This is a genomic window from Fluviicola sp. (genome assembly GCF_039596355.1).
In the GTDB taxonomy this organism is placed as follows: domain Bacteria; phylum Bacteroidota; class Bacteroidia; order Flavobacteriales_D; family Crocinitomicaceae; genus Fluviicola.
The window spans coordinates 129,544-152,509 of sequence record NZ_JBCNJW010000005.1; the positions used below are offsets into that span (position 1 = coordinate 129,544).

Below are 22,966 nucleotides of genomic sequence, written 5' to 3' on the forward strand. Positions count from 1 at the left end.
GGGAAGGTTTGTACCCGGAAACGTGCACGAAACTGCATCGGTTAAAATCAGTGGGTGATAACCATTTTCCGGAATGTTTTTTTGCGCCCGAAACGGAAAGTCGTTTGAATAGTGTTCGTGTATTTGTAGAAATTGTGTCGTTTGTAAACCGTGGAATGAACACGAAGCCGGTTTCCGGATGGGCTGAAGCTCAGCTGTTCATTTACGGTATATCCTTCTTTCCCTCCCTGAGCAGCGATCCAATCCGAGCTAACGATTTGATGAAGCCGTTTGTCGACCGTGAAATGATAGAGCCGGTACACATCGTATTCGGGGAGGTGCTCGAATAAGGTGAACAAAAAGACTGAATCCAGGTTCTTGTGATCGAAAAAATAATACGTGTTGGACGAAGAGGAATAGATCGTAGTTTGTTCATAAACAGAAATATTCACGTGCATTTGGTCAAACCATTTTTGAAAAAAAGTACTTCCGACCGGTTTCAGTTTCCGGTAGTTTATATTGCTTAAATGATACTGGTTTGCTCTCACCCGGCTGTTCCGTATGATGTAATCTATTGGGAAAGAATCTGTTGTTCCGTGCGATTTTTCTTTTTGAATTGAAGCAATTTCCGGGCCCTTATCTGCGTTTCTATTGATAACCGGATTAGTATAAGAAAACCATAAAAACACCATGACAAAAGATACAGCCAGGAAACTTTTTTTCTTGAGGAGCGTTTGTTTTTCCATATTCTTCAATTTCTATGTTCCTCCCGGTAAATGGGGAGGAAATCCAGGGAACGGGTTATAAATTATCGGAATAAAGATATAAAAGTTTACAATAATGAGCAATGTATGTAAATAAAGTTACACGAAAAAGCGCACACTTTTACCACATGATACATCGTGGTGAGATAGTAGAAAGAGTTGTGCGCGACAGTGGTATTCCGCTGACGAAAGTAGCGAAGAAAATGGGGAAGAGTCGCCGGTGGATTTACAATGTTTTTGAAATGCCGGATTTGTCGCTCGACCTGGTGCTGGAATTCGGAAAAATACTGCATTATGATTTCTCGGATGAAATTCCCCAGATTGCAAACCGCACAAGTATTATCAACGACCGGGATATTCCGTACGGAGTAAACAAAGTGGAGTACTGGAAAAACAAATACTACCGGCTTCTGGAAGAATACAATGAATTGCTGAAGAAAGATTCAAAAGATAAGTAATACGGTTTGGGATCGCTCAAAGGGTTGAAATTCGAAATTCTTCTACAAGATAAATCGTTTTATTCCCTACCTTTGTGTTAAATCTTTGTTTATGTCACACATCATCACACTGAGCGATTTTATTATGGAACGCCAAGCAGAATTTCCGGGTTCTTCCGGTGAATTGTCGCGGATTTTGAACGATATTTCAATTGCTTCGAAAATTGTTGCAAGAGATGTTCGAAGAGCCGGTTTGGTAGACCACATTCTCGGATCTCAGGGAGATGTGAACGTACAGGGAGAAGAACAGCAGAAACTGGATGTCGTTGCAGACACTCAGTTTATCAAAGTATTTGAATCCAGTGGTGAAATCTGTGGAATCGCTTCCGAAGAAAACGACGATTTTCTGGCATTTACCGCTCCGCGCGCTCAAAACGGAAAATACATTGTATTGTTCGACCCGTTGGATGGTTCTTCCAATATTGACTGCAATGTGTCGATCGGGACGATTTTTTCCATCTACAAACGCGTTTCTGAAAAAGGAACTCCGGCTACACTGGAAGACATGCTCCAGAAAGGAACGCAGCAAGTTGCAGCGGGATATGTACTCTACGGATCATCTACCATGTTGGTTTACACCACCGGACATGGCGTAAACGGATTTACACTAGATCCTTCCATCGGGGAATTCTGTTTGTCGCACCCGAACATGCGCATGCCGGAGAACGGCCGCATTTATGCGATGAACGAAGGAAATATTCATGAATGCGAACAAGGCGTGAAAGATTACATTTCTTTCTGCCAGGAAGTTCAGGAAGATGGAAGACCTTATTCCGGAAGATACATCGGATCGTTGGTGGCGGATTTCCACCGAAACCTGATCAAAGGCGGAATTTACATTTACCCGGTAACAAACCAAAGTCCGAAAGGAAAACTGCGTTTGCTGTACGAATGTAATCCGCTGGCTTTTGTAGCGGAACAAGCGGGTGGAATGGCAACAAACGGAACAGATCGCATCCTGGATCTTCAGCCTGCACAACTGCACCAGCGTTGCGGATTTTTCACCGGTTCAAAGCAAATGATGGAAAAGGCAATCGACTGCCTGGAGAAAGCACGAAAGCAGCATGCTTAGATGTTTTTGGATTTCCGGAAAATAGAAAACCTGCATATTTTATTGTGGCTGCTCAAAGACATCTGCTGGGCGGCTGATTTGAAATGGATGGGAACGTTTATGATCCTTCCGACTATTTCCGTGGCGATCTGGCTTACCTGGAAATTGCGCAAATCCTATTCGGAACTGATGCACAACCTGGCGGTTATTCTCTGGGTCATGGCAAATGCCACCTGGATGATCGGCGAGTTTTTCTTCGATGACGGTACGCGTCCGATGGCTTTGGTGTTTTTCGCGCTGGGACTGATGTTGCTGTTTGTTTTTTATGGACGCGAGTTGGTTTTAAAGCTGCGTTCAAATAACAACGGAACCGCCGGAGTTTAATTCCCCCGGACGTAATATTGCGGAATTACGTCCAACCCACACAAGCATAGGATCCAAGCAATCAGCCTTGGGATAGTACGACTTCCGGATAACAAGTACGGATTTTCGCAACAAACAACCCGCTGACTTTCACGTTATTTGCAGAAACAAATCACCCATTATGCGATTACTTATCTGCCTGCTCACATGTTCCATCCTGATCCTCCCGTCCTGTACCATCGAAAAAAGAGCCTTTCGAAAAGGGTACTATATTTCGTGGAACAGATCGTTACCGAGGGAAAAATCATCCTCGAAAGAAGAAGCAAAAGAATCAGAACCGCTTGCCCGTGAAAGCATTTCCAAAGATACAACTCAACTGAAAGTACCTGAACCGGCGCAGGAACCGTGTCTTGCTGAAAGCCTGGAAAAAACAGATACAACACAATTGGCAGAACAGACTCCGGAACCGGTTGCAGAGAAAACCAGGATGACTCAGGTGTATTCGGAAGAAGCATTGTTCGAACGTTTGAGCCGGGCGGTGGAAAGCGTGAAAGAACAAGTGAAGGAGAGCCGCCAAACAGAAGAGGAAGAAGCACCGAAACGAAAAGTGAACCTGTTTGCACTGAATGCATTTGTGCTTGCGATCGGGTATGTGATTCTCGCTTTTGTTGCATTCGAAGGTAGCGGAAGCGGAGTCAATTTCGCCATTATGGGAATTGTGGTCTGCTTGTTCACTGCGATTGCCTTTGCGGTGATTGGATTGGTGAAATGGCGACGCAACCGGAGCGGTTTTTGGGGAACCTTTTTCGCGCTACTGGCCCTGATAGTGCTTGTAACCGGAAGCCTGGTATTTTTCGTTTATGCCATGAGCAATTCCAGTTTCGGATAATGGAAGAACCTATTTCATCGTATTGACAAAAGTAATTTGTGGTAGAAAACGTGCGGTCTGATCGTCTTTGAAAGCGAGGCTTTTGTTTTCGAGTAATTGTTCGTTCAGCGGAGGCATCACAAGCGTATTCCCAGCTTCCAGCATGCGGTTTTCGGGTTGTTTCAACACGTATTGAACGATGGTAACCGTGTCACGGATAATGCTCGATGCAGAACGAAGCACCGGAATTTCCTTCGTAATGGTATCGTGAATAATCTGAACGGAAGTAGCTGGATTGGTAAACGAAACCTGCAATGGATTTTCAGAAAAATTCAGGTTCAGAGACCGCGATTTTCCGGGTTGAACAACAAAAAACACCAACAGCAAACAAGCCGCACCAATCAGTGCCTGGTAGAGTGGGATGGTTCGGGAGAACATCCCCTTTTTTTCCGGCTTCAGTACCAACGGAAGCGGATCGGGTTCCGGGTATTCCAGGTCGGAAACAGCACCCAGCACCTTTCGCTGCAAGGTATATTCGGCTTCGGTGAGGTGTTTCAATACAAAACGTTTCTCCTCTTCCGAAAGCGCTTCAAAAGATGTTGATTCAATGAGATCAACTAATCGTGCATCTTGCTCTTCCATATCAAATCAATTTAAATAAGGTTGTTTCAAAACTCGGGTCGTAAGGCTTCAGTTCTTCCGTGATCTTCCGGGTCGCATAAAACAGGCGCGATTTCACTGTGCCAAGTGATGACTCCGTGATTTCTGCAATTTCATTCAGTGAAAAATGTTCGAGGTAGCGCAATACAAAAACCGACTTATGGTGGAGTTCCAGGTTGTCGATGCTTGTTTGCAACGCCTTCAGAAACAAGTTTTTCTCCAGCTCACTGTCGCTCAGAACTGCTTTTTCGTGTGCTTGCGTGTGCAGCGAAACCGTTTTCCCATGATGGCGGTAAGCCGTTTTGCACATGTTGGATGCAATGGCGAAAATCCAGGAGTAGAATTTCTTTTCGGGGTCGAACAAATGCTTTTTTTCCAGCAGTTTCAGAAAGATTTCCTGTACAAAATCCTGGGCAAGCTCCGTGTCGCGGTTCAGCATTTTGATAAAATAGCCCAGCAGTTTCTTGCTGTATCTCCGGTGAAGCTCCATCAATGCAGGATGAGAGTGATGGTTCATGACCTGAACCATCAACTCTTCGTCGCTTTGTTTATGATGTAAACTGCTCACTTGTTTCCGTTGTTCGCTTTTTTAGTTTTGTTGAAAAATCCACCGGATCAACCGCGTTTAGTTTTGAGCGGGTTTACCGGTTTTATTCTTTGTCAGCAACTGATTGATTTCGTCTTGCTGTCCGTTTTGCTGCGCAATTTTTAAAAGCAGGCTTTCCAGGTGCTGTTTTTTAGCCGTTTCCTCACTTTCGGCATACTGCTGGTAAAGCTTGATCATGGAAGGAAGGTACATTCCGTTCAGTTCTTCCCCTTTCAAATCCCCGATGTTGTAAGAGAAAATTTGCTCCAGGTAATCCAGCAGGTAGCGTTTCTCATAGTTTCTGCGGATAATGCTCAGGTTATCGAAATCCGTTTCGCTGTATTTATAGGCCAAACCGGTCAGGAATAACTTGTCGCCAAAATCCTTCTCGAAAGAATGAATCGTTGTGGCAGAAACATAAACCGGTCTTTTACCTTTGAAAAAATGCGCGAAAATGCGGTTCACATATGCCGTATACTCTTCCTCTGTCTCCGGAGTTTTCAAATCCAGTTTGTCGTAACCCAACTCCTGGAACAAGCGGTTGCGGTAGTCATCGATCAGGATCAAAGAAGTATTGACGACCGTAACATCTTTCCGGAAATTTTTCACCGTCTGGATGAGCCAACCGGCGTAGGTATCGTTGTCTCCGGCAGTAAACAAAATCGCGTTTTCATCCAGTTCCGAAAGTACATTGTAGCCCCAGTTGAGGATTCCGGAAGAAAGCTCATTGCTTTTGAACAATTCGTTGCAGTATTTTTCAAAACCACTTTTATTGAATGTGAGCAGGTAATGGATCACCATTTCACCGAAAAGACGTTCATCGTTCGGGTTGATTTCTGCTGCCTTCAGCAGGTTGTCTGCCGGACCGGTCACTCCCTGTTCGATGTAAGCAAGATAGTAGGATTCGAAACTGGCCGGGTATGCCTTTTTTACATCGGCAATAATCGCATGACACAAATCATCGTATTTCTGACGAACTTCCGGGTTGTCGTAGCTGAGATGCCGCATGGCGCGTGCTGCCATGTAGTAATTCGTCCACGCAATTCCGTTTTTCTTGTTTTTATCAATTTCAGCTTTCCACGCTTTGATCTGCCCTTCATACCAGGGTTTTTCCCGCATTTCTTTCGCAATGCTGTAAACGGTTTCGGGTTTTTGTCCGTACACCAGGAACGAGCCTAAAAGAACGATGCTAAAAAGAATTTTTTTCATGTTTACAAGTTAAATAAATCCGTGCACGTGATTTGGGTTTCTAAAAGGATTACTCAGCGGAGTTTAAAAGGTTCAGGGGGAATGGAAATTTTTTTTGAAACAAGGTCTTTTTCAAGTAGAAAAAGACGAATAGACATAGCTTGTCCCGCAATGGCGGGATGTCTATTTACCCAGTGACAGCAAGGGATTCAGAACATAAAACCGCAAACAAAAAGACCTCTGCAGCAATGCAGAGGTCTGACTATAAAAAGAAACAAGAGTAGAAAGGTTTAGTGACCGTCTTTCACAAACGACTTTCTTCCACCTTTTCCGCCTGATGTAATTTCGATCATATAATACCCGTTTCTCAATTGTTCCACGTCGATCAGTGCGTTTTCCAGGTTCCCGCTTTTCACTTCTTTTCCGTCCATGCTGATGATGCGGAATGTTCCTGAATCCAGGCCGTTAATTTTCAGGTAGCTGCTGGAAGGATTCGGGAACAGGGAAAAGTCAAGTGCGTCATCGAGTTCTCCCAAACCAAGCGTTTTCCCTTCACAGGAGAAGTGCTGGTCGTTATAGAAATCCTGGATATAGTCCGCAACCTGAAGCAAGCTGTCGATACTTCCTAAAAAAGTTCCGGCCTGACTTCTGGCAAAGATAGCGGCGTGGTTGTAACAGAGCACTGCTCCCGGGTTAAATGTTTCTGCTTGCTGGGCGGTAACGGATCTGCGGTCTCCGGGAGCATTACTGATTCCGCCATTGCCATTGAATTCATTCCATCCGGAAAGACTGTCAATATCATAATACAGGTAGTTGGTCGGCTGGTTATTTCCGTCGAGCATCTGAGAACCGTCCGGAAGCAAACCGTTCAATACGTTATGAAATTCCAGGGGAGTACTCATAAAGGAAAGGTACGAAAGAATCACGTTGGAATTCAATGTTCCGTCCAGGGTTAAAAACCCGGTAGCAGGAGGATTGACACCGTATCCCGGTTTTCCGGAAAAAGGCTCATCCATGAAATCTCCGTTGTAGGCATATGCCAGATTTCGTGCAGGGTCGGTTCCGATGTAATCGTCAAACGGATTTCCCAGGTCGAAATCGACATAGTGCCCCAGGTGAAACCCGGTCAGAGATACCGTTCCGCGGTTGAAAGCAGTTGTTTGAACAAAAACCGTATTGTTCAGCGCTTCGTTTCCGGGAACATCGTATTGGTAGAACATCATGTGCACTTCGATACCGATCGGATCTGTTGCGGAAGCATGGACTCCTCTGCTGTCATTCACAATCGTGTAAACAGCTTTTTCACCACGAATCAACGGATAATCTCCATCCAGCGGTTCATACAGCTGATCTCCGTCGCGGTCATAGAAAGGTGCGAGCAAGGCACTTTCCCCGTTTCCGGAATTTCCGTTCCCCGGCCATTCTGCGATAGGCCCCGGAACAACATAACCCGCATCCATCCAATGAGCAATATGCTGGTCAACTTGTGCCTTGGAAACCTCCCAGATAGAAGTCAGGTATTTGTTGATGTAGGAAGAGTTGGCGTAATTTGCCGGGTTTGACAAGTAAGGCCCCGGAGCAAAATCAGAATCGAGCGTGGTAGAAATAGCTCCTTTGATTTGTCCGTTGACATCCGTTCCGGTTGCCATCAGCGTGATTCCGAAAATCGAACTTACCAGGCTGTCTTTGGGAACAAAATACCCGCCAAATCCGTTTCCGGTTGAATTTTGTGTAGGATCGTGAAAGAACACGCCGTTATTTGAAACAAGGTATTTGACATTGGAATTGGATGTGGACAAGGTGATGCTGCCTTGTCCCCAAACGAGCCCTGCGGTGCACAGGCTCAAGATAGAAGTAATGATTGTTTTCATAAATTCGGTTTTAAAGTGATTTCCAGATTCAACGCAGGGCATCTTGCGAAGGTTGAACGGAATGGGAGTCTATTGATGGAAAGGACTCGCTGGCAAATTCTGCGGTCCAATTGGTTGATTAAATGAAAAATACAGTTGAAGCAGTAAAAGGAGGTGAAAAACCGGGAAATAAAAAAAGGGCGTGAATTTCACGCCCTTGATTGGTAAGCAAACTATAAAAAGGTTAAATCGGATCTATAGAAAGCACTTTGATTACTGGTTTTAATGAATAACTTCCGTTTCCTTGTGTCACAATACTGTTCTGAGCATCAAAATCCAAAAAAACCTGGTATGCCTGGTTCGGTGCGAAATCCGATTTGAGATTGATCTTCAATCCGGATTGTTGTGCAGAAGGTGTTGCAAGCGGATAAGAAACACTGTCTACCATGACCGTATTTTGATTTCCCAAAATCAGCCTCAACTGATTCAGTCTTCCTGCCGGAAATACACCGACATCTACCAGCGTTGCCGAAACATCGTTTTGAAGTGTCAGCAAATCATAAACACCGGCATTAGTCGGAAGCGATACCCAGCCTTCACCACTAACGTTCACCTGAACCTGCAATACCTCCACATTTACCTGTTGGAAATCGCCGGGTGCATCTACCATCTTCACAGTCATACGACTTTTCCCCACATCCTTTTTGCACCCGGCCGAAAACGCTAACAAACCCACAGATACCAACACCACCAAATAGACCGTTTTCATACATTTCATCTTGTTGGGAATCTACTTTATAAAAGGTATGCCAAAAATCAAAATCCCTTGATTTACGGGGGTTTTTAAAAACAAAGCAGGTTTATTTTTTTCATTTTGAAAAAAGCAGTTTCGAAATGAAAATTTAACGGATAGAGTACATGTGCTATGCGCAAAACAGTTCTTAATTCCTTATCTTTGCACATCCTGAAATTTTTCAGGATTCAAGGGGGTACAGTGCGCTGTGTCCCCTAAAGTGTTTATTCGACAGCAGAACCAATGGAACAGACGCAATTTTTACAACTCTTCAAAAAACTCAAAGGATTAGACGAAACAGCCAACCTGTTGCAGCAGGCAGAAATCCGGATTCACTGGAAAGGACTCATTGGTTCATCCAAATCCATCGCAGCAGCTTCTGTGTGTGAACAGGTACCTGGAAATCACCTCTTCATCCTGGAAGACAAAGAATCCGCAGCTTACTTTTTAAACGACCTGGAACAATTGTACCCGGAGAATAAGCACATTTTGTTTTACCCGGCATCCTACAGAACACCATACCAGCTGGAGGAAACCGATAACGCCAATGTGGTTGCACGTGCCGAAGTACTGGAAAAGATCAACTCCGGGAAAAACACCTGGGTGATTACGTACCCGCAAGCTTTGTTTGAACGTGTCCCGACACAGAAAAAACTATCAGAAAACACGATGCGTGTGGAACGGGGAAAATCCTATTCCATCGATTTCTTCAATGAATTATTACTGGAATACGGTTTCGAACGGGTAGATTTCGTATACGAACCCGGACAGTTTTCCATTCGAGGGGGAATTGTCGATATTTTCTCTTTCTCCAACGACCAACCGTTCCGCGTGGAATTTTTCGGAGATGAGGCAGAATCGATCCGGACCTTTGATCCTGTGTCTCAGTTGTCGATCAATACGCACACCCATTTTTCCATCGTTCCCAATGTTCAGCGACAATTGGTTTTGAATGGAAACGGCACGTTCCTGGAGTTTATCGGGAAACAAACAACCGTGTGGCTGGCTTCGAATGACTTGGTGAAAGCCGCTTTGGAAAAGGATTACGAGAAGGCAGTAAAAGTCTACGATCAACTTCCAAAAAATACCGTGAAGCACAGCCTGCCAAGTGAGTTGTATGTGCATCCTTCCGACTGGAAAGAACAGATTCAGCAGCATTCCATCGTGGAATTCGGCCCGGAATATGCATTCAAATCGAATGATGTGATCGCCTTTGAAACGTTGCATCAACCGACGTTCAACAAAGATTTCGACTTGCTGAAAGACGATTTGACGGCACGTAAAACCGCCGGAGCAACGAATCTCATTTTCTCCAACCAGCCGAAACAGATTGAGCGTCTGTACCAGATTTTCGAAGATATCGGTGCGGAAGTAGAGTTCCAGCCGATGAACATTGCGCTCCACGAAGGATTTATCATTCCGTCGCTGAAGCTGGTTTGTTACACGGATCACCAGATTTTCGAGCGCTACCACCGTTTCAAACTCAAGGAAGGTTTTCGTCAGGCCAAGCAGGCATTGACTTTGAAGGAAATCTACAACCTGCAAAAAGGAGATTACGTGACGCACATCGATCATGGCGTGGGACAATTTTCCGGTTTGCAGACCATTGATGTGAACGGAAAACCACAGGAAGCCATTCGCCTGGTCTACAAAGACGGCGATGTATTGTACGTCAGCATTCACTCCCTGCACCGCATTTCGAAATTTACCGGAAAGGACGGAGCGGCTCCGAAAATGAACAAACTCGGAACACAGGCCTGGGCGACGCTGAAACAGAAAACGAAAAAACGTATCAAAGAACTCGCGTTCGATCTCATTCAATTGTACGCAAAACGCAAAAGTCAACCGGGATTTGCGTTTTCTCCCGATTCATACTTGCAGAATGAGCTGGAGGCATCATTCATGTACGAAGACACTCCGGACCAGTTGAAAGCAACTCAGGCCGTGAAGGAAGATATGGAGAAATCAATGCCGATGGATCGCCTGGTGTGTGGAGACGTTGGTTTCGGGAAAACGGAAGTGGCTATCCGCGCGGCATTCAAAGCAGTTGCCGACAGCAAGCAGGTGGCCGTTCTGGTTCCAACCACCATTTTGAGCCACCAGCACGCGCGTTCGTTTGCCGAGCGACTCAAAAATTTTCCGGCAAAAGTCGATTACATCAATCGTTTCAAATCCACGAAGGAAATCAATGCGACCCTGAAAAAAGTGGAAAGCGGAGAAATCGACATCCTGGTGGGAACGCATAAGATTGTCAGCGACAAAGTGAAGTTCAAAGACCTCGGATTGATCATCATCGATGAAGAGCAAAAATTCGGAGTGGCTGTAAAAGACAAACTGAAAACACTCAAAACAACGGTCGATACATTGACACTTACGGCAACACCGATTCCGAGAACGCTTCAGTTTTCACTCATGGGTGCACGCGATTTGAGCATTATCAATACGCCGCCGCCAAACCGTCAGCCGGTTTTGACCGAAGTGATTACGTTCAACGAAGAAGCGATCCGCGACGCGGTTTCGTATGAAGTCAGTCGCGGCGGACAAGTCTATTTTGTACACAACCGCCTGGCGAATATCAAAGAAGTGGCCGGAATGATCTCACGTCTATGTCCGGGAGTTCGCGTGGCAATCGGTCACGGACAAATGGACGGAAAACAGCTCGAAAAAATCATGATGGATTTCATCCAGGGAGAATACGACGTCTTGCTGGCAACAACGATCATTGAGTCGGGAATCGATATCTCGAATGCAAACACGATCCTGATCAACGACGCGCATAACTTCGGGTTGAGCGATTTGCACCAGTTGCGCGGCCGGGTAGGGCGTTCCAACAAAAAAGGATTCTGCTACCTCATTTCCCAGCCTATCAGCCTATTGACAAGTGAAGCGCGCAAGCGTTTGGAAGCATTGGTTCAGTTTTCCGACCTGGGTTCCGGGTTCAACATTGCGATGAAAGATTTGGACATCCGCGGAGCAGGAAACCTGTTGGGAGGAGAACAAAGCGGATTCATTTCCGAAATCGGTTTTGAGATGTACCAGAAAATCCTCAACGAAGCCATGGACGAATTGAAGGAAGAAGAATTCAAAGACCTGTACGACGAACGAAACACCGAAACAATGGGTGCGCACTTCGTAAAAGATTGTGTCCTGGAAACGGACTTCGAGTTACGTATCACGGAAGATTACATCAACAACGTTTCGGAACGTCTGAGTATTTACCAGGATCTAGATAACCTGAATACGAAAGAAGAAATCGAGGAATACAAACAGCAGTTGATCGACCGTTTCGGGCCGCTTCCGCGTGTGGTGAAAGAACTGCTCCGTTCCTTCGAATTGCGCTGGCTGGCACAGGAAGTTGGCTTCGAAAAACTGGTAATCAAACAAGGTTCGATGATCGGTTATTTTGTTACCAATCCGCAAAGCAAATACTACGATTCCCCGATGTTCCAGCAAGTGTTGCGCTACGTGCAATCTGCTCCGAAAGACTGTAAAATGAGTGAGAAAAACGACAAACTCCGCCTCATCTACAGCCATGTGATGAACATGGATCAGGCATTTGAAAGATTGGGAGAGATTGTGGGGTAATCTTTGATTAGATTTCGTGTAAAGAAAATGGAAGAACCGGACGTATCATTAATATTCTATACTTGGTATTGAATGGCTTGCTGGATCTCCCCATTTTATATCTCAGCAGGTATATAATCAAACACAAAAATGATTATTACAGGTTATTACAGGAAGTCCGGGATCTGGAAAATTGGGAGGAATGGATTTTATTTATGATTGATTCTGTTGAGCAAGTCGCGAAGAATACAATTACATTGATTGTCAGCATGAAAGAATTGATGCAAAAAATGAAGCTTCAGTTAAGGGATAACTATAAATTTTATAGCCAGGAATTGCTCAATCATTTGTTTAAACAACCATATACCAAGATTGAATTTCTAATGATTGAATTGAAAATAAGCCGGGTCACAGCGGCTTCTTACTTAAACCAATTGACTGAAGGCGGATTATTGATTAAACATAAAATGGGAAAGACGAATTACTATATCAATACCCAGCTGATGAATCTACTGTTTGCACTTGATTGATAGCCGGAAGTGATCGAAAGAGATGGGTGTATTTTGCTACTTCGTAAAAACCTTACGAAGTAGCAATGACACCTTTGTTTCAAATTAGAACAAATGCTTACATTCACTGAAAAAACCACCATACTGAAATCCTTTTTGGAAGATGTCGGACACTCAGATACCGACTGTTTTAAAACAGACATCCTTTTTTATTTCCAGGATTTCGATCCTTTAGATTCGAAACTATCATTTCTAAATGATCTTGACTTCGAAGAAGAAATCATTGACTGGGTGAATCACATCATATCCATGATTGTTCTGAAACAGGAAGAAGAAGAAGAAGATATTTTCGGGGAATTTGTTGATTGGTCTCATTTATATTAAAAACAATCAGGAATACATTGATTTGTTTATTGATACGCTGACTGCCGGTAAATTGAAGGGTTTTCAATCCAATACGCTTGTTTCTTTTTAGATTTGTTGAATACTCCTAACAAGTCAACAATAAAAACACAACAGATGAAATCACTACTTGCCATAATCCTTCTTTCAGTGGTTACACTCAGTTCCTGCAACATGAAAGGGTTTAAAAAACTGGAAGAAGAATCGAATAAAGCATTCGGAGACCAACATTTTAAAACCGCCATTTCACTCATCGAATTACATAAAGTACGAACCGGATCATACCCTGAAAGCCTGGACAGTTTGAAATACCTGGGAGATTGGGATCAAATCGTGTACGGCTCAGTGAAATACAAGAAACTGGTAGACGGATATGAGCTGGATTTGACCAAAGGATGGATCGGGAAACCGAAAACCCTGAAATATCCCGCCGATTTTTGGAAAGGATTGGGTTGTAAAAAGAGTAATTTGAAATAAATGCATAAACCTTGTGCATAGGAAACATCATTTTCTTTACACGTTTGTTTTTCATGTATAGAAAATGAACAAATACGCAGATGAAATTTATTAAAGCCCGATCAGTGCTCGTATTTTCTCTACCAGGGACAACGGCTGCAAATCACGCGTTTGCTTGTTACTTGCAAGTATTTTACGTGCAGCAAGTTTTACTTTCAACGGAGCATCATTTGCAAGATCTGCAATGGTGTCGAACCATTTTTTGCGTATGAATTGATTCTCAGAAGCTGTTTCCGGCTGCACAAATGCCAGGTCAAAAACCGGTAGTAATCTGAGAAGGTATTGCGGATCTTTTTCGGGAACCAGGTGAGAGCAAAGTAAATCCAGGTATTGCATGTAAATCGCTGGGCTTCTTTCAAACAACTCAATAGTATCAATATCATCCAGCACTTCGAGATTATACAAATCGTCGTCCTCCTTTCCATAAGGAAAATCCAGCACTTTTTTGGCTAGGGGAAGAAGGATCTCCGGGTGATTCGAAAAACGGGAAATGGCATCAAAAATAATCGTTGATAGATCGAATAATGCACTATCCTGCTTCAACAGGTAAGCTTCCGCTTCCGATAGATTTGTATCAACAAAAGCGGCAAATTCTTTTGAAAAAGTTTCCTGATCTTCATAAGAAAGTTTAAACCAGGAAGCGCCTTCGTTTGCGGCTAATAATTCGAGTTGTTCAATCATGATATTTTGAAGTGGAATGAATGATCAAAGATGCAAAGAAATAAAAAGATGCAATGTATGGGAATAGGGGCACAGTGAATTTTATTCTCGGCAATAAAAAAAATCAATCTCATCAAACGTGCAGGCAATTCGAATGGCCGGAATTCGTGTACGAGCATAAAATAGGATAAACGGGTTGATCAGCTAAGTTTCCGGTTCTGGAAGCAAACTTCTTTAGTATTAATTTAGTCCCGAATAAAAACTCGAAATACATAGACATGAAATTCTCCAGCAGAAAATCTCCTTTCTTCAGCATATTGATTCTTGGTAGCGTTGCTTTCCTGGTGATCATTTCCCTTCTCGGTCCGGCATTCGGATGGATTGAAAAACAAGATTACTGGGTCATTCTCGTTTTCGCAGCGATCAGCGCATTGCTGCTTTGGATTTACTTCGGAACGAAATACGAACTGACCGATACGGAACTGATCTACAGAAGCGGCCCTTTGAGAGGTAAAATCGAAATAGCCCGGATCCGGGAGATCAAAAAAGGCAAAACGCTCTACTCCGGGCTCAAACCGGCCACGGCAGGGAAAGGGCTGATCATCTGCTTTCAGAAGTACGATGAAATCTATATCAGTCCGAAAACTAATGATTCCTTCATCGAAGAGATTCTGAAAAGAAATAAATCGATCGTCATTTCCTGAAAAACATGCAATAAAAAAAGTCCCGACATGCGTCGGGACTTTTCAATTATAAGATTTCGCTGAGGGAAACATTGCTGTTGTAAAAAGAAACAATCTCGTTTCTGCTTCCGTCAAAATAAAATTTCAGGATGTAATCGGCTAAATAATCCCGGTATTGCTCACGGCCAATTTTCGGGAGATAAATGTAGCCTCGTCCCATTGGCTTGTGCTTAATAAACTTTTTGCGTTCAAGGATTCGAACAATTGTGGAGACAGTGTTGTAAGCTGGTTTCGGATTTGGATACAAATCAACAATTTCTTTAACTGTTGCTTTTTCTAACTTCCAAAGCCGTAACATAACTTTCTCCTCTGCGGGTGTCAGTCTTTCCATGTTATTTTTTATTTGTGGTAATGTTGCGAATCTAACAAAAAAAGACTTATTCTCCAATTAATATACTTATAATTTTAGTTTCATTTTCAGGTCTTTAGCTAAACCGTCCTTGTTTAAATAGATGTTGATTGTCTTCATGCGGAAATAATGTTCGGAAACATACAGGTATCCCTGAGGTAAATTGTCCGTTCCCCATGAATTTTTAACTAAAAAGAAACGCGTACCGTTCTGATCTTTGAACAATCCAACAATGTGCATTCCGTGATCATCAGTCGTTACTTTCTCGTCGTAACCCTTCTGGCGTTTTTCCTGTGTAATGGTTTGCTCTTTTACCGGTTCCAAAAATGCATTGGATGCTTTAGCAGCACCTGCGTCGTTGAAAGACTTGTTGTCTTTTCCGCGAACCTGGATCGTTGATTCGTCTTCCGGGATAATTGCGATTCCCTGACGGAAATTGAATCCTTTTTCAGAAACGTCAGCTCCCCAAGCCAAAGTAAAGCCATTTTTCAAAGCGTTTTCAGCAACAGCAACCAAATCTTCCAACGGAACGTTGTAGCTGTCTCCCCATGCCCAGTTGTCCGGGATGGTAATTTCACATGGTTCGTAGAAAGGATCGTTGCTGAATGAAGTAATCGATACGTAATCGTTCATTTTCAATCCGAGTGAATTGGCATAAGTCATCGGAGTGTATTTTTTTCCTTCATATGTAAATTCGGTAATGTCCGGCCCCAGGTAGCTGTCCAGGATTGCAGAGAATGCTTTTTTCCAATCGGTGCTGATCCCGTGTCCTTTTTGTACTTCTGCAAGAATCGTCTGCATGAAGCTGTTCAATACGGAGAACAATTCTTCGTGGTTGTAAGTCGTTTTTCCGTTCGTCAAACCGGTGTATACACTTTTCGGAACGATTCCGTAGCGTTTGATTACATATGGAATATCGTGGAATGCACCACCTTCGCTGAAGTTGATTTTTCCGTCCATGCGGATGAAACGGTCTGCTTTTGCTTCGTAAGCTTTACGAACAATGTACATTTCGGATAATTCAGCCGGGTTTTTGTGTCCCAAACGAATCAATTCGCTTTCAAAGAAAGATAAGGAGGAAAAACTCCAGCAAGTACCTGTCATTCCCTGGTTTTCAACCGGAGTTGCATCCAATTGAACCACTTTGGTGAACTGGTATTTACTGTCAGCAGCATTCGTTACAGTTTGTCCGAACGCGATCTGAGTACTTAGGGCTAGGGCGCTAAATAAAATCTGTTTTCTCATGTTTCTGGTTTAAAGGCCCTAAATTTAGAAATATAACTGCAAACAGACTTGTTCTTTAGTGTATTAGTTGAAAGCGCCTTCCGGGCAGTGCACGGATCAAACCTTTAAATTCAAGGTTGAGCAGATCGCCGGTAACTTCACTGATTGTGAGCGATGCCAGGTAACCGATTGCGTCTAATGTCAGCTCCGGTTTGGTACGCATAACGGTCATAATTTTTTCCTCCCGTTGATTCAAGTCCACGAATAATGCCCGCTGCCTGTCCTGGTTTGGCTCTGAAACTTGCCAGTTCATGTACTCCACCAGGTCGGAAGCGTTGCGGATCAAAGCTGCCTGGTTTTTCCGGATCAGGTCGAGACATCCTTTGGAATAAGGTCGTGAAATATCGCCCGGATAAGCGAACACGTCGCGGTTATAATCAGTGGCTAAGTTTGCCGTGATGAGTGAACCGCCTTTTTCTCCGCTTTCAATAACAACGGTGGCATCTGCCAATCCAGCTACAATCCGGTTCCGCATCGGGAAATGGCCGGGTTCTGCTTTCTGAGAAGGAATAAATTCACTGATGATGCCGCCGCTTTCCAGCATGCGGTCTGCAATTTTGCGGTGCTCCCGCGGGTACATTTTCGACAAGCCGTGACCCAGAACGCCCCAGGTCGGCAAGTTGAACTTCAGGGCTTCCTGGTGGGCGCAGATGTCAATGCCATATGCCATTCCGCTCACAACGGTTACTCCGTGCTCTGCAAGTCCTTCAATCAATTCATGGGTGAGTGCTTTTCCGTAATCGGTTGCGTGGCGCGTTCCTACCACCGCAATCGTTTTTTCGGGATTCCAGTCGATGTTTCCTTTGCTGTAGAGCAATAACGGAGCATCTTCACATTGTTTCAGCCTTCTGGGATAGCCTTTCTCGGTAAAGAAAACGGTTTTTGCCCCGATGCGTTCCAGTTCCTGCAACACTTTATCTGCTTCACTCAGGGCATTCAGGCGTTGTTTGAGGGAAACGAAATCAGCTGGAATTCCGGGAATCTTTGCGAGGTTTAAACGTTTCTCGGCAAAGAATGCTTCCAGGTCGTTGAAGTGTGAAACAATCATGCGTGCTCTCCGGCTTCCGATACCACTTAAAAACGTAAGTGCAATTTGATGATGAATAGTTGTGAAATTCAATTTTTTGGTACTTTGGTCTCTTGAAGCTACAAAATTTGCCTGTATGAAACAAGTGCTACTCCTACTTTTTTCCCTCCCTTATTATCTTTTCTCTCAGGAGATTACCGGAACGGTGCGTGACAAGGAAACGAATGAAATCATTCCTTTTACGCAGCTCAGAATCATGGGTGGGATGCAGGCACAATCGGATGAAAACGGCGCTTTTTTGCTAAAAGCAGATGCACTTCCGGTAAAGTGTATTGTTTCGGCGGCAGATTATTACACAGACACCGTTTTGCTGGATCAGCCCAAGATCAATATCTTATTAAAACCACTGGTTTCGGTAAAGGAGTTGGGGCCTGTAGTGGTGGCTGCTTCCCGCAGACAACAATCCGTAGAAGAGCTGACTATTTCCCTGGACATCATCAAACCGGAATTAATTGCCAATAAAGGAATCACGGATTTGGAGCAGGCAGTAGATCAGGTTCCGGGAGCGTACACGATGGACGGGCAGGTGAGCATTCGCGGTGGAAGCGGTTTTACCTATGGAGCAGGAAGCCGGGTTTTGGTGTTGTGGAATGAAATTCCATTGCTTTCTGCAGATGTCGGTGATGCGAAATGGAATGCCATTCCGATTGAAAACGCCCAGCAAATTGAAGTAGTCAAAGGAGCATCTTCGGTGCTTTACGGATCCGGTGCTTTAAACGGGATGATTTCACTCATCGAACGGGAACCCACAGAAAAAACCAGCCTGAACGTGCAGCTTCAGGGCGGAGCCTATGATAATCCGAGACGATCGACCTTGAAATGGTGGTCGAAAACACGGCAGTTTTACCAGGGAGACCTCACGTTTTCCAAACAATTCGGACGCTTCGGACTCACGCTGGGAGCTTACGGCTACACCAACGACGGTTACCGGCAGGGAGAAACTGAAGACCGCGGAAGGTTTAACGGAACCATCAGTTACCGCCCGAAAAACATCAAGAACTTCAAAGCTTCCCTGGGTTGGAACGCGCAATTGCAGAAAACCGGGAACTTCATTATCTGGCAGAGCGATACCTTTGCCTACCAGCCTTTCGGAGGAGCAGATACGAGCCAGCCTGGATCGAGCTTGACCTACAACCGTGGAATCCGCGTGTCGGTTGACCCGACAATCAAATACCTCGACAAATTCGGAAACAAACACCAGTTGCGGGGACGCTTGTATTTCGTCGACAATAAAAACTTCACCAACCTGTCCCAAAGCTCCAAATCCGAAGTGTGGTATGGAGATTACCAGTTTCAGCGCGGATGGAATAACAATTCCTGGGTGCTCACAACCGGGGTCACGGCGATTGCCAATGAGGTCAGGTCGTATTTGTTCGGAGACCACAACTCGCTAAACGGTGCGTTGTACCTGCAGGGAGAAAAGAACTGGAAAAAACTGAACATCGTTTTGGGAGTCCGGGGAGAGTATTTTCAACAGGACGGAATCCGTGGAGATTCCGATTATTACTTCGGAAAAGACTCCACCAAAAAAATCCCGATTCGCCCGATTCTCCGTTCCGGGATTCACTATGCCGTAGCAAAGCATACGCATTTGCGCGCTTCATTCGGACAGGGAGTGCGTTACCCAAGTGTTGCAGAACGCTACACCACGACTTCTGTCGGGGGATTGGTCATTTTCCCGAATCCGCAGTTGAAACCGGAAACCGGCTGGGCAGCAGAGATTGGTTTGAAGCAGGGAGTGAAAATCGGGAAATGGAAAGGGTTTGTAGATGTTGCCGGATTTATCAACCACTACGACAACATGATGGAATTCACCTTCGGAAGCTACAAGCCGGATTCGATCCCGTTTAATTTCTTCGATCCGAACTCGCCGGGATATTACAAGAAATGGCTTGGATTCCGGGCACAAAATGCCGAATCCGCTGAAATTACAGGAGCTGAAATATCCATTTCCGGGGAAGGAAAAATCGGACCAATTTCCGTGTTGGCGCTGATGGGCTATACCTACATGAACCCGATTTCAAAGAACCGGGATTCCACTTACCGCACCACGTTTTCCGATACGTCGACCAACATGCTCAAATACCGTTTCAAGCATTTGGCAAAGGCAGATATCCAGCTCGAATACAAAGGAGTCAGCATTGGCGGATCCATGCGCATGAACAGCTACATGCAGAATATCGATGCGATTTTCGAGAATGGGATTTTGGGTCAGCAAATTTTGCCGGGCTTGAAAACATACCGTCAGGAACACGACGGAGTGACCATCGTTTTTGATGCGCGGATCGGCTATACCTACCAGGAAAAATACAAAATTGCGTTTATTGTGAACAACATTGCCAATGCCGAATACATGACGCGTCCCGGTGATGTGCAGGCTCCGAGAAACTTTATTGTGCAGTTGAGTTATAAGATGTGAGACTCCCGTCTTGTCGCGTATCCCGATATTTCAGTAGGCCTGTCTGTTCGAGTTTCCCGACGTTTTAGTCGGGATGTATCGAGAACACAGGCTTATGAATCGAAGAAAGCTATTTCGCCTGAAAAAACTGCGTAATCACTTTCGCTTTGGCTTTTCCGACAACAGAAGCAAGGCTTTCCTCGTTTTGCTCCTTCACCCGTTTTACGGATTTGAACGCCTTGATGAGGTCCTGAACGGTTTTCTCCCCGATTCCCGGAATTTGCTCCAGTTCGTTGTTCAAAGCACTTTTGCTTCGGCGGTTGCGGTGGTGCGTAATTCCAAAGCGGTGTGCTTCGTTTCTCAAATGCTGGATGACTTTCAGCGTTTCCGATCGCTTGTCGAGGTACAACGGCAGACTGTCGCCTGGGTAGAATAATTCTTCCAAACGTTTCGCAATCCCGATAATGGCCACTTTTCCGCGGAGGTTTAATTTTTCCAGGGATTCCAGTGCGGCTCCAAGCTGTCCCTTACCACCATCAATGATGATGAGTTGCGGAAGCGGCTGTTCTTCTTCCAACAGGCGTTTGTAGCGGCGGTAAACGGCTTCGCGCATAGTAGCGAAATCGTCCGGACCTTCCACGGTTTGTACGTTGAAATGACGGTAATCCTTTTTGCTGGGCTTGGCATCTTTGAATACCACGCAGGCTGAGACCGGATTTGTTCCCTGGATGTTCGAGTTATCGAAACACTCAATATGAACCGGTAGTTCTTTTAAACGCAGATCGGTTTTCATGGTTTCCAGGATACGGTTGGTGTGCTTTTCCGGGTCCTTGATCTTTTCCTGCTTGATTTTCTCCAGTCGGTAGAACTTGGCGTTGCGCAGCGACAAATCAATCAGTGCTTTTTTGTCTCCCCGCTGTGGTGCAAAGAAACGGACACCTTCCATTTCCCAGTCCACTTCTGATTCCACCAGGATTTCCCTGGCCTCGCTCTGGAAACGTTCGCGCAGTTCCGGAAGCACAAAGGTGATGATATCTTCCTGTGTTTCGTCCAGTTTGCGTTTCACCTCCACCGTGATTCCGTGAATAATCGCCCCGTAATTGATCACCAGGTAATTGACGAAAACGGTATCGTTGTCCTCTACCATCGTTACGACGTCCACCTGGTGGATCGTCGGGGAAACAACGGTGGATTTGGCTTTGTATTTCTCCAGGATTTCGATTCGGGTTTTGATGTCGTGTGCATCTTCAAAACGAAATTCGGTGGAAGCCTGCAGCATCAGCTGCTTGAGGTTTTGGATCACCGAACCGATATTTCCCTTCAGGATTCCTTCAATCTGTTCGATCATTCCGTTGTATTCGGCTGCTTTTTGTTTTCCTTCGCACGGCCCTTTGCACTTCCCGATGTGGTATTCCAGGCACACTTTGTAAGCACCCTTTTCAATTTTATTCGCGGCCAGATCCAATGCACAGGTCCTAAGCGGAAACAAGTCGCGGATCAAATCCAATAAGGTGTGCATCACCCTTCCGCTCGGATAGGGACCGTAATAACGGGAACCGTCTTTGATCAGCTGGCGGGTGGAAAAAACCCGTGGAAAAGGTTCTTTTTTTACACAAATCCAGGGATAGGTTTTATCGTCCTTCAGCTGGATGTTGTACTTGGGCAGATACTTCTTGATGAGGTTGTTTTCCAGCAAAAGCGCATCCATTTCGGTGTCAACGACGATGTACTGGATATCGGCAATTTTCTTGACGAGAATGTACGTTTTGGTGTGCTCGTGATTCTTGTTGAAATAGGATGAAACGCGTTTTTTCAGGTTTTTCGCCTTCCCGACGTAAAGAATGGTTCCGTTTTTATCAAAATACTGGTACACTCCCGGTTTTTCAGGCAGTGTTTTCAGTTTTAATCCGATATCTATTTTTTTCTGCTCCACTATTGTAAAGTTAAACAAGAAGTATTAAAATCATGATTTCTTAATGAAGAGAAATAAAAACCGAAAGCTTAAAGTTTTGGGAATTAATCTATTTTTGTATCAAAGGTCAGTAAGATGAGAAGAGTTATTGTTTTTTCCGCATTGTTACTTGCTTCTGCGAGTGTTTTAATGAATTGTAACGGATCCAAAAAACTGGGTTCGGGAATTAATATTTTCCCGATGGAACAGGATCGCGAACTGGGAGCGCAAGTTGCCGCAGAAATCGATGGAAACCCGAAAGAATATCCGCTATTGGACTCCGCTTCGAACAAGGAAGTGTACCAATACCTTTACAAAATCAGAAACAATATTTTGAACTCCGGACAGGTAAAACACAAAGACGATTTTGCCTGGAGACTGCGCATCATTCACGATGACAGTACGCTGAACGCGTTTTGTACGCCGGGCGGATATATCTACGTCTATACCGGAATTTTGAAATACTTGGACAACGAAGCAGAGCTGGCCGGAGTATTGGGTCACGAGATTGCTCATGCGGATTTACGCCACTCCACGCGCCAGATGACTCAAATGTACGGGGTGGAAACCCTGCTTGCAATCGTGGCAGGAAACCGCCAGCAGTTATCACAGATTACGGCAGGTTTGATCGGGTTGAAGTTCTCCCGGAACCACGAGGCAGAAGCAGATAAAGGCTCGGTAACGTATTTGTGTCCGACCGTATACCAGGCAGACGGAGGAGCCGGATTCTTTGAAAAGATCAATGCTGCCGGAGGTTCCCGCACACCGGAGTTTTTGAGTACACACCCGAACCCGGAAAACAGAATTGAAGCATTTAAAAACTATAAAATAGAATTAGCTTGTCAGGGCGTAAATGACTTTGCAAGCGAATACAAACGAATCATGGCAAAATTGCCTAAATAAA

General features: G+C 44.7%; 22 protein-coding genes. 11 read left to right on the forward strand and 11 right to left on the reverse strand.

All coding sequences use genetic code 11. The features are described from left to right. Positions 1-47: 47 nt before the first annotated feature. Positions 48-725, reverse strand: coding sequence for a hypothetical protein (locus ABDV94_RS11835; RefSeq protein ID WP_343747394.1), 678 nt, complete (start codon positions 723-725; stop codon positions 48-50). Positions 726-871: 146 nt separating this feature from the next. Between ABDV94_RS11835 and ABDV94_RS11840 the strand changes: the two genes are divergently transcribed. The 4 genes from ABDV94_RS11840 (at position 872) to ABDV94_RS11855 (ending at position 3,543) form a co-directional block, all read left to right on the forward strand. After that, the gene (locus ABDV94_RS11840) at positions 872-1,201 is read left to right on the forward strand and encodes a hypothetical protein (RefSeq protein ID WP_343747395.1); all 330 of its coding nucleotides are present in this window, start codon (positions 872-874) and stop codon (positions 1,199-1,201) included. A 91-nt stretch (positions 1,202-1,292) separates the two neighbouring features. Beyond that, a complete protein-coding gene (fbp, locus tag ABDV94_RS11845; protein WP_343747396.1) occupies positions 1,293-2,312 on the forward strand; it encodes a class 1 fructose-bisphosphatase in 1,020 nt (339 codons plus the stop codon). After that, positions 2,313-2,675 (forward strand): hypothetical protein, encoded by a 363-nt coding sequence (locus tag ABDV94_RS11850; protein ID WP_343747397.1) that lies wholly within the window; start codon positions 2,313-2,315, stop codon positions 2,673-2,675. 160 nt (positions 2,676-2,835) lie between these two features. Then, a complete protein-coding gene (locus ABDV94_RS11855; protein WP_343747398.1) occupies positions 2,836-3,543 on the forward strand; it encodes a hypothetical protein in 708 nt (235 codons plus the stop codon). Between the two features lie 9 nt (positions 3,544-3,552). On the opposite strand, the gene ABDV94_RS11860 is transcribed toward ABDV94_RS11855, so the two are convergent. The 5 genes from ABDV94_RS11860 to ABDV94_RS11880 form a co-directional block, all read right to left on the reverse strand. Continuing rightward, positions 3,553-4,164, reverse strand: coding sequence for a hypothetical protein (locus tag ABDV94_RS11860; protein ID WP_343747399.1), 612 nt, complete (start codon positions 4,162-4,164; stop codon positions 3,553-3,555). A gap of 1 nt (position 4,165) precedes the next feature. After that, complete coding sequence (locus tag ABDV94_RS11865) at positions 4,166-4,750, reverse strand: sigma-70 family RNA polymerase sigma factor (RefSeq protein WP_343747400.1); 585 nt, start codon at positions 4,748-4,750, stop codon at positions 4,166-4,168. Positions 4,751-4,807: 57 nt separating this feature from the next. Beyond that, on the reverse strand, positions 4,808-5,977 hold the full coding sequence (locus ABDV94_RS11870) for a hypothetical protein (RefSeq protein WP_343747401.1): 1,170 nt from the start codon (positions 5,975-5,977) through the stop codon (positions 4,808-4,810). 269 nt (positions 5,978-6,246) lie between these two features. Then, positions 6,247-7,827 carry a T9SS type A sorting domain-containing protein gene (locus tag ABDV94_RS11875; protein WP_343747402.1) on the reverse strand — a complete coding sequence of 527 codons (1,581 nt, stop codon included), beginning with the start codon at positions 7,825-7,827 and terminating at the stop codon, positions 6,247-6,249. Between the two features lie 223 nt (positions 7,828-8,050). Beyond that, a complete protein-coding gene (locus tag ABDV94_RS11880) occupies positions 8,051-8,575 on the reverse strand; it encodes a DUF4382 domain-containing protein (RefSeq protein ID WP_343747403.1) in 525 nt (174 codons plus the stop codon). Positions 8,576-8,842: 267 nt separating this feature from the next. Here ABDV94_RS11880 and mfd point away from each other — a divergent pair, with 267 nt between their 5' ends. The 4 genes from mfd (at position 8,843) to ABDV94_RS11900 (ending at position 13,551) form a co-directional block, all read left to right on the forward strand. Beyond that, entirely contained in the window at positions 8,843-12,184 is a 3,342-nt protein-coding gene (mfd, locus tag ABDV94_RS11885; protein ID WP_343747404.1) for a transcription-repair coupling factor, read from the forward strand. Positions 12,185-12,246: 62 nt separating this feature from the next. Then, a complete protein-coding gene (locus tag ABDV94_RS11890) occupies positions 12,247-12,693 on the forward strand; it encodes a hypothetical protein (protein ID WP_343747405.1) in 447 nt (148 codons plus the stop codon). 93 nt (positions 12,694-12,786) lie between these two features. Beyond that, complete coding sequence (locus tag ABDV94_RS11895; RefSeq protein ID WP_343747406.1) at positions 12,787-13,056, forward strand: hypothetical protein; 270 nt, start codon at positions 12,787-12,789, stop codon at positions 13,054-13,056. A 135-nt stretch (positions 13,057-13,191) separates the two neighbouring features. Continuing rightward, a complete protein-coding gene (locus tag ABDV94_RS11900; RefSeq protein WP_343747407.1) occupies positions 13,192-13,551 on the forward strand; it encodes a hypothetical protein in 360 nt (119 codons plus the stop codon). A gap of 90 nt (positions 13,552-13,641) precedes the next feature. On the opposite strand, the gene ABDV94_RS11905 is transcribed toward ABDV94_RS11900, so the two are convergent. Then, entirely contained in the window at positions 13,642-14,271 is a 630-nt protein-coding gene (locus ABDV94_RS11905) for a hypothetical protein (RefSeq protein WP_343747408.1), read from the reverse strand. A 257-nt stretch (positions 14,272-14,528) separates the two neighbouring features. Between ABDV94_RS11905 and ABDV94_RS11910 the strand changes: the two genes are divergently transcribed. After that, entirely contained in the window at positions 14,529-14,954 is a 426-nt protein-coding gene (locus ABDV94_RS11910) for a PH domain-containing protein (protein ID WP_343747409.1), read from the forward strand. 46 nt (positions 14,955-15,000) lie between these two features. Here ABDV94_RS11910 and ABDV94_RS11915 read toward each other — a convergent pair whose 3' ends face one another. From ABDV94_RS11915 to dprA, 3 genes are all read right to left on the reverse strand, one after another. Next, a complete protein-coding gene (locus ABDV94_RS11915) occupies positions 15,001-15,324 on the reverse strand; it encodes a BlaI/MecI/CopY family transcriptional regulator (RefSeq protein ID WP_124747364.1) in 324 nt (107 codons plus the stop codon). A 66-nt stretch (positions 15,325-15,390) separates the two neighbouring features. Beyond that, positions 15,391-16,587, reverse strand: a complete 1,197-nt coding sequence (locus tag ABDV94_RS11920) for a C1 family peptidase (RefSeq protein WP_343747410.1) — start codon at positions 16,585-16,587, stop codon at positions 15,391-15,393. Between the two features lie 55 nt (positions 16,588-16,642). Next, positions 16,643-17,746, reverse strand: a complete 1,104-nt coding sequence (gene dprA, locus ABDV94_RS11925; protein WP_343747411.1) for a DNA-processing protein DprA — start codon at positions 17,744-17,746, stop codon at positions 16,643-16,645. A 43-nt stretch (positions 17,747-17,789) separates the two neighbouring features. On the opposite strand from dprA, the gene ABDV94_RS11930 reads away from it, so the two are divergent. After that, on the forward strand, positions 17,790-20,132 hold the full coding sequence (locus tag ABDV94_RS11930; protein ID WP_343747412.1) for a TonB-dependent receptor: 2,343 nt from the start codon (positions 17,790-17,792) through the stop codon (positions 20,130-20,132). Positions 20,133-20,241: 109 nt separating this feature from the next. Here the strand turns inward: ABDV94_RS11930 and uvrC are convergent, their stop codons facing one another. Then, positions 20,242-22,044: an excinuclease ABC subunit UvrC gene (uvrC, locus tag ABDV94_RS11935; RefSeq protein ID WP_343747413.1), complete on the reverse strand. Its 1,803-nt coding sequence runs from the start codon at positions 22,042-22,044 to the stop codon at positions 20,242-20,244. A gap of 114 nt (positions 22,045-22,158) precedes the next feature. On the opposite strand from uvrC, the gene ABDV94_RS11940 reads away from it, so the two are divergent. Next, positions 22,159-22,965: a M48 family metalloprotease gene (locus ABDV94_RS11940; RefSeq protein ID WP_343747414.1), complete on the forward strand. Its 807-nt coding sequence runs from the start codon at positions 22,159-22,161 to the stop codon at positions 22,963-22,965. The last annotated feature ends 1 nt before the right edge of the window (position 22,966 follow it).

What these genes read in the sequence shown, in the direction of transcription:
- ABDV94_RS11870 (WP_343747401.1), bottom strand. Translation starts at nt 5,977, where the DNA reads ATGAAAAAAATTCTTTTTAGCATCGTTCTTTTAGGCTCGTTCCTGGTG.
- ABDV94_RS11930 (WP_343747412.1), top strand. Translation starts at nt 17,790, where the DNA reads ATGAAACAAGTGCTACTCCTACTTTTTTCCCTCCCTTATTATCTTTTC.
- ABDV94_RS11920 (WP_343747410.1), bottom strand. Translation starts at nt 16,587, where the DNA reads ATGAGAAAACAGATTTTATTTAGCGCCCTAGCCCTAAGTACTCAGATC.
- ABDV94_RS11850 (WP_343747397.1), top strand. Translation starts at nt 2,313, where the DNA reads ATGTTTTTGGATTTCCGGAAAATAGAAAACCTGCATATTTTATTGTGG.
- ABDV94_RS11900 (WP_343747407.1), top strand. Translation starts at nt 13,192, where the DNA reads ATGAAATCACTACTTGCCATAATCCTTCTTTCAGTGGTTACACTCAGT.
- mfd (WP_343747404.1), top strand. Translation starts at nt 8,843, where the DNA reads ATGGAACAGACGCAATTTTTACAACTCTTCAAAAAACTCAAAGGATTA.
- fbp (WP_343747396.1), top strand. Translation starts at nt 1,293, where the DNA reads ATGTCACACATCATCACACTGAGCGATTTTATTATGGAACGCCAAGCA.
- ABDV94_RS11855 (WP_343747398.1), top strand. Translation starts at nt 2,836, where the DNA reads ATGCGATTACTTATCTGCCTGCTCACATGTTCCATCCTGATCCTCCCG.
- ABDV94_RS11840 (WP_343747395.1), top strand. Translation starts at nt 872, where the DNA reads ATGATACATCGTGGTGAGATAGTAGAAAGAGTTGTGCGCGACAGTGGT.
- ABDV94_RS11835 (WP_343747394.1), bottom strand. Translation starts at nt 725, where the DNA reads ATGGAAAAACAAACGCTCCTCAAGAAAAAAAGTTTCCTGGCTGTATCT.
- ABDV94_RS11905 (WP_343747408.1), bottom strand. Translation starts at nt 14,271, where the DNA reads ATGATTGAACAACTCGAATTATTAGCCGCAAACGAAGGCGCTTCCTGG.
- ABDV94_RS11895 (WP_343747406.1), top strand. Translation starts at nt 12,787, where the DNA reads ATGCTTACATTCACTGAAAAAACCACCATACTGAAATCCTTTTTGGAA.
- ABDV94_RS11940 (WP_343747414.1), top strand. Translation starts at nt 22,159, where the DNA reads ATGAGAAGAGTTATTGTTTTTTCCGCATTGTTACTTGCTTCTGCGAGT.
- ABDV94_RS11915 (WP_124747364.1), bottom strand. Translation starts at nt 15,324, where the DNA reads ATGGAAAGACTGACACCCGCAGAGGAGAAAGTTATGTTACGGCTTTGG.
- ABDV94_RS11875 (WP_343747402.1), bottom strand. Translation starts at nt 7,827, where the DNA reads ATGAAAACAATCATTACTTCTATCTTGAGCCTGTGCACCGCAGGGCTC.
- ABDV94_RS11880 (WP_343747403.1), bottom strand. Translation starts at nt 8,575, where the DNA reads ATGAAAACGGTCTATTTGGTGGTGTTGGTATCTGTGGGTTTGTTAGCG.
- ABDV94_RS11860 (WP_343747399.1), bottom strand. Translation starts at nt 4,164, where the DNA reads ATGGAAGAGCAAGATGCACGATTAGTTGATCTCATTGAATCAACATCT.
- ABDV94_RS11910 (WP_343747409.1), top strand. Translation starts at nt 14,529, where the DNA reads ATGAAATTCTCCAGCAGAAAATCTCCTTTCTTCAGCATATTGATTCTT.